Below are 13,512 nucleotides of genomic sequence, written 5' to 3' on the forward strand. Positions count from 1 at the left end.
TCTTGGCAATGGGCGTGGCGCTCGGGACGGACGCGGGTTCGGGTCTTACTCGGCCGCCTCGTCGCTCTCGTCCAGGTCGCCCGGCTCGATGCGCATCTCCAGCGGTTCGGGCGCGCCGTCATTGCCGAGGAAGCCGCCGGACTGGCGGTTCCACAAATCGGCATAGATACCGCCTTCGGCCACCAGTTCGACATGCGTACCCTGCTCGACGATGCGACCCTGGTCGAGCACGATCAGCCGGTCCATCTGCGTCAGCGTCGACAGCCGGTGGGCGATCGCGATGACCGTCTTGTCCTCGATCAGCTTGAACAGGCTCTCCTGGATCGCCGCCTCGACTTCCGAATCGAGCGCCGAGGTCGCCTCGTCGAGGATCAGGATCGGCGCGTCCTTGAGGAACACCCGGGCGATCGCAATTCGCTGGCGCTGGCCGCCGGACAGCTTGACGCCGCGTTCTCCGACATGCGCGTCGAGACCGGCGCGCCCCTGCAGGTCGACGAGCCCCTGGATGAACTCCCAGGCGTTGGCGCGCTTTGCCGCCTCGACGATCTCCGCGTCCGTGGCCTGCGGCCGCCCGTAGGCTATGTTGTCGCGGATCGACCGGTGCAGCAGCGAGGTATCCTGCGTCACCACGCCGACGAGTTCGCGAAGGCTGTCCTGCGACACGCGCGAGATGTCCTGCCCGTCGACGAGGATGCGGCCGGCCTCGACGTCGTAGAAGCGCAGGAGCAGGTTCATCAGCGTCGTCTTGCCGGCACCGGAGCGACCGACGAGACCGATCTTCTCGCCTGCCTTGATGGTCAGCGAGAAGTCGTCGATGACGCCCTTGTCCTTGCCGTAGTGGAAGCGCACGCCGTCATAGACGATCTCGCCGCGTGGCGCGGCAAGCGGCTTGGCGGCCGGCGCGTCGACGATGTCGTGGCCCTTGGTCATCATGCCCATGCCGTCATAGACGGTGCCGATGTTTTCAAAGAGCGCCGCAACCTCCCACATGATCCACTGCGACATGCCATTGATGCGCATGGCAAGGCCGATGGCGACCGCGATTGCGCCGACCGAAACGCTGCCTTCCAGCCAGAACCAGATGCCAAGTGCGGCCACCGCGAACTGCACCAGCGCATTGTTGATGTCGACGGCAATGTTGAGGAGCGAGATCTGCCGCATCTGCCGGTGCACGGTGCCGAGGAAAGCGTCCATGCCTTCCTTGGCATAGACCTCTTCGCGTCCCGCATGCGAGAACAGCTTGACCGTGCCGATATTCGTGTAGCTGTCGACGATCCGGCCGGTCATCATCGAGCGCGCATCCGCCTGCTCGCTCGACGACTTGCGCAGTTTGGGGATGAAGTTGCGCAGGATCAGGCCATAGATGATGATCCAGGCGACCAGCGGAACGCCGAGCCGCCAGTCCACCGACGCGACCAGTGCCAGCATCGAAACGAAGAAGCTGATCGCATAGACGAACACGTCGATGATCTTGATCGCCGCATCGCGCACCGCAAGCGAGGTCTGCATGACCTTAGTGGAAACCCGGCCGGCGAACTCATTGGCAAAGAAGCTCATCGAGTGGCGCAGCAGGAAACGGTGCATCTGCCAGCGGGCGATCATCGGGAAATTGCCCGACAGCACCTGGTGCATGGTGAGGGTGTGCATGAGGCCGGCAAGCGGCAGGCCGACCAGCAGCAGCGCCGCCATCGCCGCCAGGTGGCCGCCTTCGTTGGCGAGGAAGGTCGCGCGGTCGGCATTGCTCAGCCAGTCGACGATATTGCCGAGGAACTGGTAGAGGAACACCTCTGCAACGGCGATCGCCATCGAGCAAAAGCCGAGCAGAAGCAGCCAGGGCCAGACCGGCTTCGTGTAGTGCCAGCAGAAGGCAAAGAGCCCGGTCGGCGGCAGTTTCGGCTCGCCGGCGGGATAGGGATTTACGCGTGATTCGAACCAGGCGAACATGGGGAAGTAAGCTCCGTCTGTCGGAAACGCCGCGACCGCGCTCATCGTCTCCGCTAGGTCAGATGGTCAGCATGGGGCGGATGTCAAATGGCGCGGCCGCAATCGGCCGCGAAGGAATGAGAACCAGGAACGTTGGGAAGACCGTGCGCGAGCCGCGGTGCCTATGCCTGCAGAAAATCCGGTCTGCGGCGAAGGCGCGAAAGCACCGTCATATCCATGTGCACCTCCTTCGGCTGGCGTCAAAGCGATGGCATGCCTGTACCAGCCTGCGTTGCGTTTGGCCAGACTCGTCGTCCGGCAATCCACCCGCCGCCCGGGCATCATGCCGGCTGGAAGGCTTGCGCGGCAGACAGTGCAGATGACATAGGCATGGCTTGCCGCAGTGCCCGCACAGGATAGCCCATGACCCGCTTGCGTATCGCTCTCTACCAGCCGGACATTCCCGGCAATACCGGCACGATCCTCCGGCTTGCCGCCTGCCTGGGTCTTGCGGTCGATATCATCGAGCCGGCCGGTTTCGTGCTTTCCGACAAGAACCTCAGGCGCGCCGGCATGGATTACCTGGCGAGCGTGACCATGACCCGGCACGTCAATTTCGAGCGATTCGATGCCTGGCGCCGCAGCGAAGGCCGCCGTCTCGTGCTGGCCTCGACCAAGGCCGCCAGCCGCTACACTGACTTTACCTTCCGCGACGACGACGTGCTGCTGTTCGGCCGTGAGAGTGCCGGCGTGCCGGATACCGTCCATGCCGGCGCCGATGCGCGCCTGCTCATCCCGATGGTCGACGGCCAACGTTCGATTAACGTCGCCGTTTCGGCGGCGATGATCGCCGGCGAGGCACTTCGCCAGACCGAATGGACCTCAGGCGCCTGAAGCGCCAAACTGCGGGGCTAGCGCAGCGTCTGCATTTCCCGCCCCATCGAGGCATTGGCGATGTTCAGCCCGCTTGCCTGCAGCATCTGCTGGACGCCGGTTGCGGCCTGTCGTGCCGCCGCTTCGTCGAAACCGGTGTCCAGCGCGACACCTGCGGGAAGCCCCAGGCTTTGCAGAAGACCCGACGCCTCACCGATCCGGTTGCCCGCGTCATCCATCTCGTCCCGGCCGCGCTTCATGGCGATCAGCATGCTGTCGACGGCAAAGATCATCCCGCCGATCTCGGCAGGGCTGGAGGTTACAGAGAGGACGATCTCGCGCGCTCCGGCCTTGTTCGGCACGACGGATCCGACATCGAGCAGATAGCGATCGAAGGCAGCGCCGGATCGGTCGATGCCGGCATACGACCGCGTCAGCAAGCCGTCGGCGGCATCGCCCTCTGCAATCAGGTTCGACAGCGCGGTGTCATGATCGACGATCTTGATGTCGGCCGCCCCGGACGCATCCACATCGACGCCCGCGACCAACGCTATCATGCGCGGCGCCTCCGCAGGTCCCGTCTTCAGCAGATTGCGCCCGTCGAAGCTGCTCTTTGCGACGGTCGCCTGCAACTCCTGCTTCAGCCCGTTGATCCGCTCATCGAGTGCACCGCGGTCGGCATTTCCGGCTTTCGCCGACACCAGCGTCGCGCGGATCTCGGTCACCAGGCCGGAGGCAGCCCGCAATCCGGCAGAGGCCACGTCGACGACCGCAGCGGAAGCGGAGATCGCGTCATCGACGCTCGAAAGCGACAGCGCGCTTGCCGGGAAGGTGGTGGAGATCGACCAGTAGGCTTCGTCGGATCTCGTGGGTGAAGTGTCGGCGGCGGCCTGCGGCGGTGGTGTTGCCTGGAGCTCTGCGAGCATCGGGCGGCCGATGTCGGTCGCGACCCGAAGCGCCATCGGGTTGAAGGAGGTAGACACGCAGGAAGCTCCGCCGTTCATGGGCTGTGACGCCGCGCCTGATGCGCGGTCGAATGCGTTCTAACCTGCTGAGCTTTGAACTTGGCTTGCAGCGGTCGCTGCAATTTTATCGATCTGAGATGTTTCCGGCAAAAGTGTCCGGCGGATCAGTCGGCGGTCGGCAGGCGGCGCATGGTGAACTCGATCCGGTCGCCTTCAAGCTGCCGCCAGCTCTCGACTTCGGTCCAGTAGGCGGCCTTCGGGAAACTGTCGAACCATTCCCGCGCCTTCTGCCGGGCATCCTCGCGCGTCATGCAGAAGGTCTCGCGGACAAACAGTCCCGTGCGCCCGCCCGCCTTCTCCTGGCGATGCCGGTTTATCCTGCGCTTCAAGCCGTCGAGCGGCGGTGGTGTAAACTTCGCCATGCGCTCTACCTCTGGAATTGCAGATAGTTTTGCACAAGCGCGTTTGCGAGTCGATACTGGAGCCTTCCGGTTGGTTGCGCCACGGCGAGCGCCTGGGGTAAAGCCGCATCCGGACCATTTTCTGGCCAGCGGGTCGATTCGAATGCAAGGATGAACCTCATGGAGCGACCACAGATTCCGACGGGACTGCCGGCGGACATCGAGGACAAGAAGGCGACCGCCCGCCAGTGGTTCGAAAGCTTGCGCGACCGGATCTGCGCTTCCTTCGAGGCGCTGGAGAATGAGCTCGAAGGTCCCCTCTCCGATCGCCATCCGGGCCGCTTCGTCTCCCAGGACTGGCTGCGCGAAGACGGACAGGGCGGCGGCGGACGGATGTCGATGATGGAAGGCCGGGTGTTCGAGAAGGTCGGCGTCCACACCTCGACCGTCCACGGCGAATTCTCCGAGGAATTCCGCAAGCAGATGCCCGGCGCTTCCGAGGATCCCCGCTTCTGGGCGTCGGGCATTTCGCTGATCGCCCACCCGGTCAACCCGAACGTCCCGGCCGTTCACATGAACACACGGATGGTGGTGACCTCCGGCACGTGGTTCGGCGGCGGGGCCGACCTGACCCCAGTGCTCGACAGGCGGCGCACCCAGGACGATGCCGACACGCTGCGCTTCCACGAAGCCATGCGCGATGCCTGCCATGCCCATCCGAAGGTCGCCGACTATCCGCGTTTCAAGACCTGGTGCGACGAGTATTTCTTCCTGAAGCACCGCAACGAGGCGCGCGGCGTCGGCGGCATCTTCTTCGACTGGCTCTACCCGCAGGAGGAAAAGGGTGGCTGGCAGTCGAACTTCGATTTCGTCCGCGACGTCGGCATCGCCTTCGACCAGATCTACCCGGCACTGGTGCGCGACAACTTCAACCGCGATTGGACGGAACAGGATCGCGACGAGCAGCTGGTCCGTCGCGGACGCTATGTCGAGTTCAATCTTCTCTACGACCGCGGCACGATCTTCGGACTGAAGACCGGTGGCAATGTCGAGGCGATCCTGTCCTCGCTGCCACCCCTGGTCCGCTGGCCCTGACGCTGATTTGAGTTGACATATCGCACGCCAGGATCATCCTCCGACTGCTAGCCTTGATGGGATTGCACTGGAGGAATATCGTCATGGTATCCACATCGAACAGCATGCCAGCATCTCCGCAGATCGACCGGGACCGGTCGATCGGACCCTCCGAACTGATCGACCGTCTCGCGGCGGACCTGCGGGACCGCAGCGATCCGGATCTCCCGCTGTCCTTCTACGCCGGACAGATCCGCCGGCAACTTGCTCGCGAAGCCATGGCGGAGGCCAATCGCCCCGCCCATGACGGACCCCGCCAGCAGCAGGCCGGCGAGGTGCATCGATCGGTGTTCCACGCCTGGGCTCTGTCGGAGTGAAAGCTCTGCTGCGCCGGTAGAACGGGAGGTCGACCGGCGCGGACTTGACGGCATTGGAACGCCGGAAGCTGCCATCCGTTGAACGTGACGAGCGGCGCGTGGAGGACGCGCCGCGACAAACGAACCACGGAGGCATGCAATGAGACGCTTCGAATGCGGAAGCCTGGTGCCGGGCTGCGACTGGCACACGCGAGCAAATGAGGACGCCGAAGTCGTCCGCCGCGCAGTCGACCATCTGCGCACGGCGCATGGCGAAGACATCATCCGCGAAACGATGGTCGACAACATCAAGGCCAGAATCAGCGACGATGACGATGTGGTCAGGACCCAGGCCTGAGCCTGAGGTCTGTTCTCCGCACCGCATTGCGGACCCACACCCGCCGCAGGCACGGCGGGTGACGTGATGTCGCTCAGACGGCGGCCATCTCCCGCAGCCGGGCAAGCAGCGCCTCCCGGTCTAGGGCAAAGTTCCGCTCCAGCCAGACAGTCTCCAGCGCCGACAGCAATTGCCCGATCCGCGGCCCTGGCTCGACGCCGAGCGCCGTCACATCGGCGCCGCTGAGAGGGAAGCGCGGCTTTTCGAACCGCTCGGCCCGCGTCAGCAGCGTCGAAAGCCTGGCGGCGCGCAGCATCGCCGCATCGTCGTTCACTGCCGCAGCCCGGGCGCTCGACAGGGCGAGCTTGAGGCGCATCAGCAGCCCTGGTTTGCCGTGGGCGTAGAGCATCCGGTCGAGCGCAGTCTCGGCGGTTTCGGCGCTTGGCACCGGGGCCGTCGCCCAGGCGGCAATCCGCTCGGCCTGCGCGTTCGACAGCCGCAGGCGTTTTGCCATGGCGGCCAGCCGTTCGGCATCGGGCGGCAGCATGGCAGCAAGCCGCAGCAGCGGATCCGGCTGCCAGCCCAGCGCCTGTTCGGTGGGGATCAGACCGTGCACGGCATCGATGCCCCATTTCTCGGTCTCCGGCAGGATGGCGGTCAGCACGCCCGTGGTGCGCATCCAGAGCAGCGACCGCGACGGATCAGCAGTCGACAGCAGTTTCTTCATCTCCGACCAGACGCGCTCGGCAGAAAGACCGGAGAGCTTGTCCTTGGCTCTGGCCACCGCCCGCAGACCGTCGGCATCCGGCCGCCCCGAGCCGTAGGCGGCAAAGAAGCGGAAGAACCGCAGCACCCGGAGATAGTCCTCGGCAATCCGTGTCGAGGCATCGCCGATGAAACGCACCGTGCGCGTCTCGATATCCTTCAGGCCGTCGACAAAATCGACGACCGAGCCGTCCTGCTTCGCGTACAGAGCGTTGATGGTGAAGTCGCGCCGCTCGGCATCGACCTGCCAGTCGGTGCCGAAGGCGACCTGCGCATGCCGGCCGTCGGTTTCAACGTCGCGGCGCAACGTCGTCACCTCGAAGCCGCGCCCGTCGATGACCAGCGTCACGGTGCCGTGGTCGATGCCGGTCGGCACCGCCTTGATGCCGGCGACCTTCGCCCGTTCGACGACGACCTGCGGCAGGTTGGTCGTGGCGAAATCGACATCGGAAATCGGCAGGCCCATCAAGACGTTGCGCACAGCGCCGCCGACGATTCGGCCCTCGCCGCCATCGGCGTTGAGCAGAGAGAATACCCGCTGGACGGCGGGATCGGCGAGCCAGGTCTCGGTTGCGAGGCTGGTCATGCGTATAGCCTTTCGTAAAGCGTGCGGACGATGCCCGCGGTAATGCCCCAGATGTTCCAGTCGCCATAGGGCATCTGATAAAAACGCCGCACCATGCCCTGCCATTCTCGGCTTCCCTCCACATGGTTGTCGGGATCCATGAGGAAGGCGAGCGGCACCTCGAACACGGCGTCGACTTCCGTCGGATTGAGGCTCAGCTCAAAACCGCGCTGCACCACCGAGAGCACCGGGGTGATGCGAAAGCCGCTGGCCGCGAGATAATCCGGCAACCGCCCGACCGGCTCGACGAAACGTCGGTCGAGCCCGATTTCCTCTTCCGCCTCGCGCAGCGCCGCGATCTCGGCCGCCCCATCCTCGGGATCGATTGCACCGCCCGGAAAGGCTATCTGGCCCGAATGCTTGCGCAGTCCGGAGGTCCGTTGGGTGAGGATCACCTTGGCCCCGTCCGGATCGTCGATCACCGGCACCAGCACTGCGGCATCCTTCAGCGACAGGCGCTCGACCTCTGCCAGCATCTCCGGATTGAGGAGATGGTCGCCATGGTCGCGCCAGGCATCGACGACCGGCGCCCCACGCTGACGGCCGGCGCGCCGGCGAAATTCGTCCGCCGAAAAGAAGTTCGGGTTGAGCAGCGCCTGCGTCATGGCGACGGATCATCCGACTGGGCGGCAAGCTCCGCGGCCGGCATCACCGGAAACACCAGGCCCGCCGACCTCAGCGCAAACATCTCGATGCCGTCGACGTCGATCACCTCTCCCAGCCCGACAAGCTCGTACATCACCGACCGCGAGACCAAAGCCTCCAGCCGGCCGCGCACCAGCAGGTACGGCTTCAGCTGACGCTTTTCGCCTTCGACGACGAAACGCAGCGGATGCGCCTCATCGGCCTCCACCACATCGCCGACATTGGTGCGGAAGGTCAGGACAGGTGCGCCGTCCCGCTCGCCGATCGTCATCTCCACGGCAAGGAACGGCGCGTCCTCGACGCGGATGCCGACCTTTTCCACAGGCGTGACGAGATAGGTCTTGCCGTCCTCGTCCTTGCGCAGAACCGTCGAGAACAGCCGCACCAGCGCCGGCCGGCCGATCGGCGTCCCGAGATAGAACCAGGTGCCGTCGGCCCTGATCTCCATGTCGAGGTCGCCGCAGAAAGGCGGATTCCACCTCTCCACCGGCGGCAGGCCAGGCTTGCCTCCGGACGTCTGTTCTGCGGCCCGCGCGATCATCGCTGCCAGACCGGCCGCATCTGCTGCAGTATTTATTGTCTCGCCCGCCATAATTTCATTCACGGTTGGTGTGTATGCGATCCATTCTCACGAGATAGTCATATAGTTCGTTCTTGTCAGCCGCTGGTGCGGGAATAAGTTCGAAAGGATGCGGCGCTCGTACCACCGATGTGATTCGCACGAACGGCAGAATGCCGGGGCAACGGCTGATGGAGACCGACATGGGCGTGATGACTTCCACCGAAACTCCGCTCGATGACAAGGCGATCGTCGCCGCTGCCGAACATGCGCTGTCCGATATCGCAGCGATCCGCGCCGAAGTGGGCAAGGTCATCTTCGGCCAGGAACAGGTGGTCGAGAACACCCTGATTGCCGTCCTTTCCGGTGGCCACGCGCTGCTGGTCGGTGTCCCGGGCCTTGCCAAGACGAAGCTGGTGACGACGCTCGGCACGGTTCTCGGGCTCGACGCCAACCGCATCCAGTTCACCCCCGACCTGATGCCGTCCGACATTCTCGGCACCGAGGTGATGGACCAGGACGAGAATGGTCGCCGGTCGTTCCGTTTCGTCAAGGGCCCGATCTTCGGCCAGTTGCTGATGGCCGACGAGATCAACCGCGCCTCGCCGCGCACCCAGTCGGCGCTCTTGCAGTCCATGCAGGAATACCACATCACGGTTGCCGGCCAGCGCTACGACCTGCCGGCGCCCTTCCATGTGCTGGCAACCCAGAACCCGCTGGAGCAGGAAGGCACCTACCCGCTTCCGGAAGCCCAGCTCGACCGCTTCCTCCTGCAGGTCGACGTGCTGTATCCGGAACTCGACGCCGAACGCCAGATCCTGCTGGAAACGACCGGAACGTCCGAATCCCGGCCACGCGGTGTCATCGCCGCCCCTCGCCTGCAGGAGATCCAGAACCTGATCCGCCAGATGCCGGTGAGCGACAGCGTCGTCGACGGGATCCTGTCGCTGGTGCGCTCGGCGCGCCCCGGCAACGGCAACACGATGACCGATCGGCACGTGGCATGGGGTCCCGGTCCGCGTGCCGGCCAGGCACTGATGCTCTGCGCCCGCGCCCGCGCCCTTTACGAAGGCCGTCTCGCACCATCGCTCGACGACGTGCATGCGCTGGCCGAGCCGGTCCTCGAACATCGCATGGCGCTGACATTTGCGGCGCGCGCCGAAGGCATGTCGGTGCGCGACGTGATCCACGGTTTGGTCAAGCAGGCGCGCGGCTGAGTAAAGTCTCGGCTCGCGGCCGCAGCAGACGTTAGGAGAACGCGTGGCATCGATAGGCCAGATCGTCCCGCAGACCCCCGGCAGTGAAGTCCTTGCCCGTGCCCGGCAGCGGGCAGCACTCGTGCCCGACTGCATGGTCGAGGCGCGGCGCATCGCCAACACCGTGATCGCCGGTTGGCACGGCCGCCGCAAGCGCGGCATCGGCGAGAATTTCTGGCAGTTCCGTCCCTACAGCGATGGCGAGAGCCTTGCCAGGATCGACTGGCGGCGCTCGGCCCGCGACGACCATACCTATGTCCGCGATCGCGAATGGGAAGCCGCCCACACCGTCTGGCTGTGGGCCGACATGTCGGCGTCGATGATGTACAAATCGAGCTACGGTACGGTTTCCAAGGAAAGCCGGGCGCTCGTGCTGATGCTGGCGCTTGCCGAGATCCTGGCCCGGTCAGGCGAGCGCATCGGGTGCCCCGGCGTCATGGAACCCGTTTCGGCCCGCAATGCCGCCGAGCGGCTGGCAACCGCCATCATGCATGCGCCGACCACCGAAGGCATGCCCGATACCCGGATGATCCGCGGCGCCTCGGACATCGTGCTGATCGGCGATTTTCTCGACGATGCCGACCGCATCATGGACCGCCTGTCGCCACTCGCCCGCCGCAACCTGCGCGGCCATGTGGTCGAGGTCGCCGATCCCGCCGAAGAAACCTTCCCATTCAGCGGCCGCACCGAGTTCACCGATCCCGAGACCGGCGACAAGCTCGTCTCCGGCCGCGCCGAGACACTGCGCGAGGATTACCAGCGTGCCTACCTGGCGCGCCGCGAGAACCTCGGCCAGTCGCTGCGCCGCATGGGCTGGAGCTTCGTCTACAACCGCACTGACCACCTGGCGTCCGAAGCCCTGGCCTCGGTCCACGGCTACCTCTCCGGCAACCCGCCGCAGGGTCTGGGAGCGCGCATATGAGTGCGTTCGCCTTCGCCAGCCCCGCCATCCTGTTTGCGCTGATCGCCCTGCCGGCGATCTGGTGGCTGCTGCGGCTGACACCGCCACGGCCGAAGACGGAAGTCTTCCCGCCGCTCGCCATTCTCGCCACCGTGCTGAAACGCCAGGAAACACCCGCCAACAGCCCCTGGTGGCTGACGCTGCTGCGCATCCTGATGGCGGCGGCGCTGATCTTCGCCATCGCCGACCCGGTGATGAACCCGCGCACCAGTTCGCTGTCGAACGCCGGACCGCTGCTGCTCGTCGTCGACAACAGCTGGTCGACCTCCCGCGACTGGGAACGCCGCGTCGAGACCGCCGACCTGCTGATCGGCGATGCCGAACGGGCCGACGTCCCCGTCTCCGTCGTGTTCACCGCCGATGCCACCCACGACGCGGTCCCGGCGTCTGCCGCAGCAGCCCGCGAAAAGCTTGGCGCTGCACGGCCGCAGCCGCTGGTGCCGGTGCGCGCCGTGGCGGCACAGGCTCTGCGAGAAGCCTTCAACGGCACCCGCCCCGGTACGGTCGCATTCCTGACCGACGGTGTGGCGACACCGGAAGACGGAGAGCTGATGGCCGATCTTGCAAGCCTCTCGCCCGCAGAACTGCGCCTCGTCGAAGGCGATGGAACCGGCGCAGTGGCCATCACCGGCGCCACCAACACCGCCACCGCAATGAATGTCACCGCGACCCGCCTCGCCCGCGATGCCGCGGAGACGCTGCGGCTGAACGCGCTCGACCAGCAGGGCCGGTCGCTGGCTGCGGTCGATCTGTCCTTCGCTGCCGGCAGCGGCACGGCGACCGCCGAGATCGCCGCACCCTTCGAGCTGCGAAACGATTTCGCCCGCATCGCCATCGAGGGCAAGCCGACGGCCGGCGCCGTCCATCTGCTCGACGACGGCTTCAAGCGCCGGCGTGTGGCGCTGATCGCCGGCGATAGCGGCAACGACATGCAGCCGCTGCTGCTGCCGCTGTTCTACATCAGCCGCGCCCTGCAGCCCTATGCAGACCTGATCGAACCGAAGGACGCCAACCTGTCGGCAACCATTCCCGACATCCTGTCGCAGAACCCGTCGGCCATCGTCATGGCGGACGTCGGTCGCCTGCCGGCCGAGACCTACGAGCCGCTGCAGCGCTGGATTGCCCGCGGCGGCATGCTGATCCGCTTCGCCGGACCCCGTCTTGCCGCAGCCCCCGCCGACGATCCGCTTGTGCCCGTCATCCTGCGCCGCGGCGAACGCTCGCTGGGCGGCGCCCTCTCCTGGGCCGAGCCGCAGCCGCTGGCCGAATTCCCGAAATTCGGGCCGTTCGCCGGCATGCCGCGCGCCGAGGGCGTGACGATCAAGCGACAGGTGCTGGCCGAACCGACACCCGACCTTGCCGAGCGCACCTGGGCAAGCCTTGCCGACGGGACGCCGCTGGTCACCACGCGCCAGGTCGAGGCCGGCCGCATCGTGCTCTTCCATGTCTCGGCCGAAGCCACGTGGTCAGACCTGCCGCTGTCGGGTGATTTCGTCGACATGCTGCGCCGGCTGGTGCAGCTGTCGCGGGCCGCCGGGACAGACGGCAGTGTCCGGGGCGCCGAAGCTGCCGCCGCACTGCCGCCGCTCCGTCTGCTGAATGCCGACGGCGCGCTGGTGACCGACAAGGGCACCGCCAAGCCCCTGACCGTTGCGCCCGGACAGGCGGCGATCGCCAGCCTCGACAATCCGCCCGGGCTTTACGGCACCGATGACGGCTTCACCGCCGTCAACCTGCTGCCCGCCGATGCGCAGTTGCAGCCGGTTGATGTCAATGCTCCCGGCCTCACCGTTGCCCGCGAAAGCCTGATCGGGCGCGAGGCGATCTCGCTCCGGCCGGCGCTATTCACGCTGGCGCTCGTGCTGCTGCTCGTTGATACGCTGATCGTTCTCGTAATGAACGGCGCCTTCTCGCGCCTGCCGCGCGCCGGACGCTCGACCGCTGCCATCCTTCTCGTGGCGCTCTTACCGTTCACCATGCTGGCGCCCGGCCAGGGTCATGCGCAGGACGCCAAGCCCGGCGACGAACAGGCGCTTGAGCGGCTGGACACCACGCATCTGGCCTATGTCGTGACCGGCGAAGCCGAGGTCGACCGGTTGTCCGAACAGGGCCTGGAAGGGTTGAGCCAGTTTCTCGCTTACCGCACGACGCTCGAGCCCGGCGCACCCGTCGGCCTCGACATCACCAAGGACGACCTCTCCTTCTATCCGATCATCTACTGGCCGATCTCCGCCAACGCGCCGATGCCGTCGGAAAACGCCATCTCCCGAATCGATGCCTACATGCGCAACGGCGGCACCGTCCTCTTCGACACGCGCGACCAGCTGTCGTCGCTGAACGGCAGCGGCGCGCCGAGCGCCAACGGCCAGCGGCTGCAGGAAATCCTCGCCAATATCGACATTCCGCCACTGGAACCGACGCCCGAAGATCATGTGCTGACGCGCACCTTCTATCTGCTGTCGAGTTTCCCCGGCCGCTATTCCGGCAGTCCGCTCTGGGTGGAGGCGCGCCAGGATGCCCGCAATTCCGGCAGCGAGCTGTCGTCTTCCGGTGACGGCGTGACGCCGCTGCTGATCACCGGCAACGATTTCGCCGGCGCCTGGGCGATCGACGCCAACGGAGCCGCCGTGCTGCCGACCGTGCCGCCGGACGAGATGCAACGCGAATATGCCTACCGCTCCGGGGTCAACATCATGATGTACATGCTGACCGGCAACTATAAGGCAGACCAGGTGCACGTGCCGGCACTGCTCGAACGGCTGGGCCAGTAAA

General features: G+C 65.8%; 13 protein-coding genes. 7 read left to right on the top strand and 6 right to left on the bottom strand.

All coding sequences use genetic code 11. The features are described 5' to 3' along the window. Positions 1 to 45: 45 nt before the first annotated feature. Positions 46 to 1,944, bottom strand: coding sequence for an ABC transporter ATP-binding protein (locus AAIH46_RS03395; RefSeq protein ID WP_430304181.1), 1,899 nt, complete (start codon positions 1,942 to 1,944; stop codon positions 46 to 48). Between the two features lie 402 nt (positions 1,945 to 2,346). Between AAIH46_RS03395 and AAIH46_RS03400 the strand changes: the two genes are divergently transcribed. After that, positions 2,347 to 2,817, top strand: coding sequence for a tRNA (cytidine(34)-2'-O)-methyltransferase (locus tag AAIH46_RS03400; protein WP_430304182.1), 471 nt, complete (start codon positions 2,347 to 2,349; stop codon positions 2,815 to 2,817). 17 nt (positions 2,818 to 2,834) lie between these two features. Here the strand turns inward: AAIH46_RS03400 and AAIH46_RS03405 are convergent, their stop codons facing one another. Both AAIH46_RS03405 and AAIH46_RS03410 read right to left on the bottom strand, forming a co-directional pair. Further along, positions 2,835 to 3,779, bottom strand: a complete 945-nt coding sequence (locus AAIH46_RS03405; protein ID WP_430304184.1) for a hypothetical protein — start codon at positions 3,777 to 3,779, stop codon at positions 2,835 to 2,837. Positions 3,780 to 3,925: 146 nt separating this feature from the next. Next, complete coding sequence (locus AAIH46_RS03410; protein ID WP_430304186.1) at positions 3,926 to 4,183, bottom strand: hypothetical protein; 258 nt, start codon at positions 4,181 to 4,183, stop codon at positions 3,926 to 3,928. 159 nt (positions 4,184 to 4,342) lie between these two features. Between AAIH46_RS03410 and hemF the strand changes: the two genes are divergently transcribed. From hemF to AAIH46_RS03425, 3 genes are all read left to right on the top strand, one after another. Further along, a complete protein-coding gene (gene hemF / locus AAIH46_RS03415; protein WP_430304187.1) occupies positions 4,343 to 5,257 on the top strand; it encodes an oxygen-dependent coproporphyrinogen oxidase in 915 nt (304 codons plus the stop codon). 83 nt (positions 5,258 to 5,340) lie between these two features. After that, the gene (locus tag AAIH46_RS03420; RefSeq protein ID WP_430304188.1) at positions 5,341 to 5,613 is read left to right on the top strand and encodes a hypothetical protein; all 273 of its coding nucleotides are present in this window, start codon (positions 5,341 to 5,343) and stop codon (positions 5,611 to 5,613) included. A gap of 139 nt (positions 5,614 to 5,752) precedes the next feature. Next, on the top strand, positions 5,753 to 5,950 hold the full coding sequence (locus tag AAIH46_RS03425; protein ID WP_430304189.1) for a DUF1059 domain-containing protein: 198 nt from the start codon (positions 5,753 to 5,755) through the stop codon (positions 5,948 to 5,950). 73 nt (positions 5,951 to 6,023) lie between these two features. Here the strand turns inward: AAIH46_RS03425 and AAIH46_RS03430 are convergent, their stop codons facing one another. The 3 genes from AAIH46_RS03430 to AAIH46_RS03440 are packed head-to-tail and all read right to left on the bottom strand — an operon-like array spanning position 6,024 to position 8,556. Then, complete coding sequence (locus tag AAIH46_RS03430) at positions 6,024 to 7,280, bottom strand: CCA tRNA nucleotidyltransferase (RefSeq protein WP_430304190.1); 1,257 nt, start codon at positions 7,278 to 7,280, stop codon at positions 6,024 to 6,026. Beyond that, positions 7,277 to 7,924 (bottom strand): CoA pyrophosphatase, encoded by a 648-nt coding sequence (locus tag AAIH46_RS03435; RefSeq protein WP_430304191.1) that lies wholly within the window; start codon positions 7,922 to 7,924, stop codon positions 7,277 to 7,279. The genes AAIH46_RS03430 and AAIH46_RS03435 overlap by 4 nt, the downstream gene beginning before the upstream one ends. Further along, positions 7,921 to 8,556, bottom strand: a complete 636-nt coding sequence (locus AAIH46_RS03440) for a DUF1285 domain-containing protein (protein ID WP_430304192.1) — start codon at positions 8,554 to 8,556, stop codon at positions 7,921 to 7,923. The genes AAIH46_RS03435 and AAIH46_RS03440 overlap by 4 nt, the downstream gene beginning before the upstream one ends. 170 nt (positions 8,557 to 8,726) lie before the next feature. On the opposite strand from AAIH46_RS03440, the gene AAIH46_RS03445 reads away from it, so the two are divergent. Genes AAIH46_RS03445 through AAIH46_RS03455 form a run of 3 tightly spaced genes read left to right on the top strand, consistent with a single transcriptional unit; the run spans position 8,727 to position 13,511 of the window. After that, positions 8,727 to 9,740, top strand: coding sequence for an AAA family ATPase (locus AAIH46_RS03445; protein ID WP_430304194.1), 1,014 nt, complete (start codon positions 8,727 to 8,729; stop codon positions 9,738 to 9,740). 43 nt (positions 9,741 to 9,783) lie between these two features. Beyond that, positions 9,784 to 10,701: a DUF58 domain-containing protein gene (locus tag AAIH46_RS03450; RefSeq protein ID WP_430304195.1), complete on the top strand. Its 918-nt coding sequence runs from the start codon at positions 9,784 to 9,786 to the stop codon at positions 10,699 to 10,701. After that, positions 10,698 to 13,511 carry a DUF4159 domain-containing protein gene (locus AAIH46_RS03455; RefSeq protein WP_430304196.1) on the top strand — a complete coding sequence of 938 codons (2,814 nt, stop codon included), beginning with the start codon at positions 10,698 to 10,700 and terminating at the stop codon, positions 13,509 to 13,511. Before AAIH46_RS03450 ends, AAIH46_RS03455 begins: the two co-directional genes overlap by 4 nt. Position 13,512 lies beyond the last annotated feature (1 nt).

This window comes from Rhizobium sp. 0TCS1.26 (assembly GCF_050455525.1).
Taxonomy (GTDB): Bacteria; Pseudomonadota; Alphaproteobacteria; order Rhizobiales; family Rhizobiaceae; genus Neorhizobium.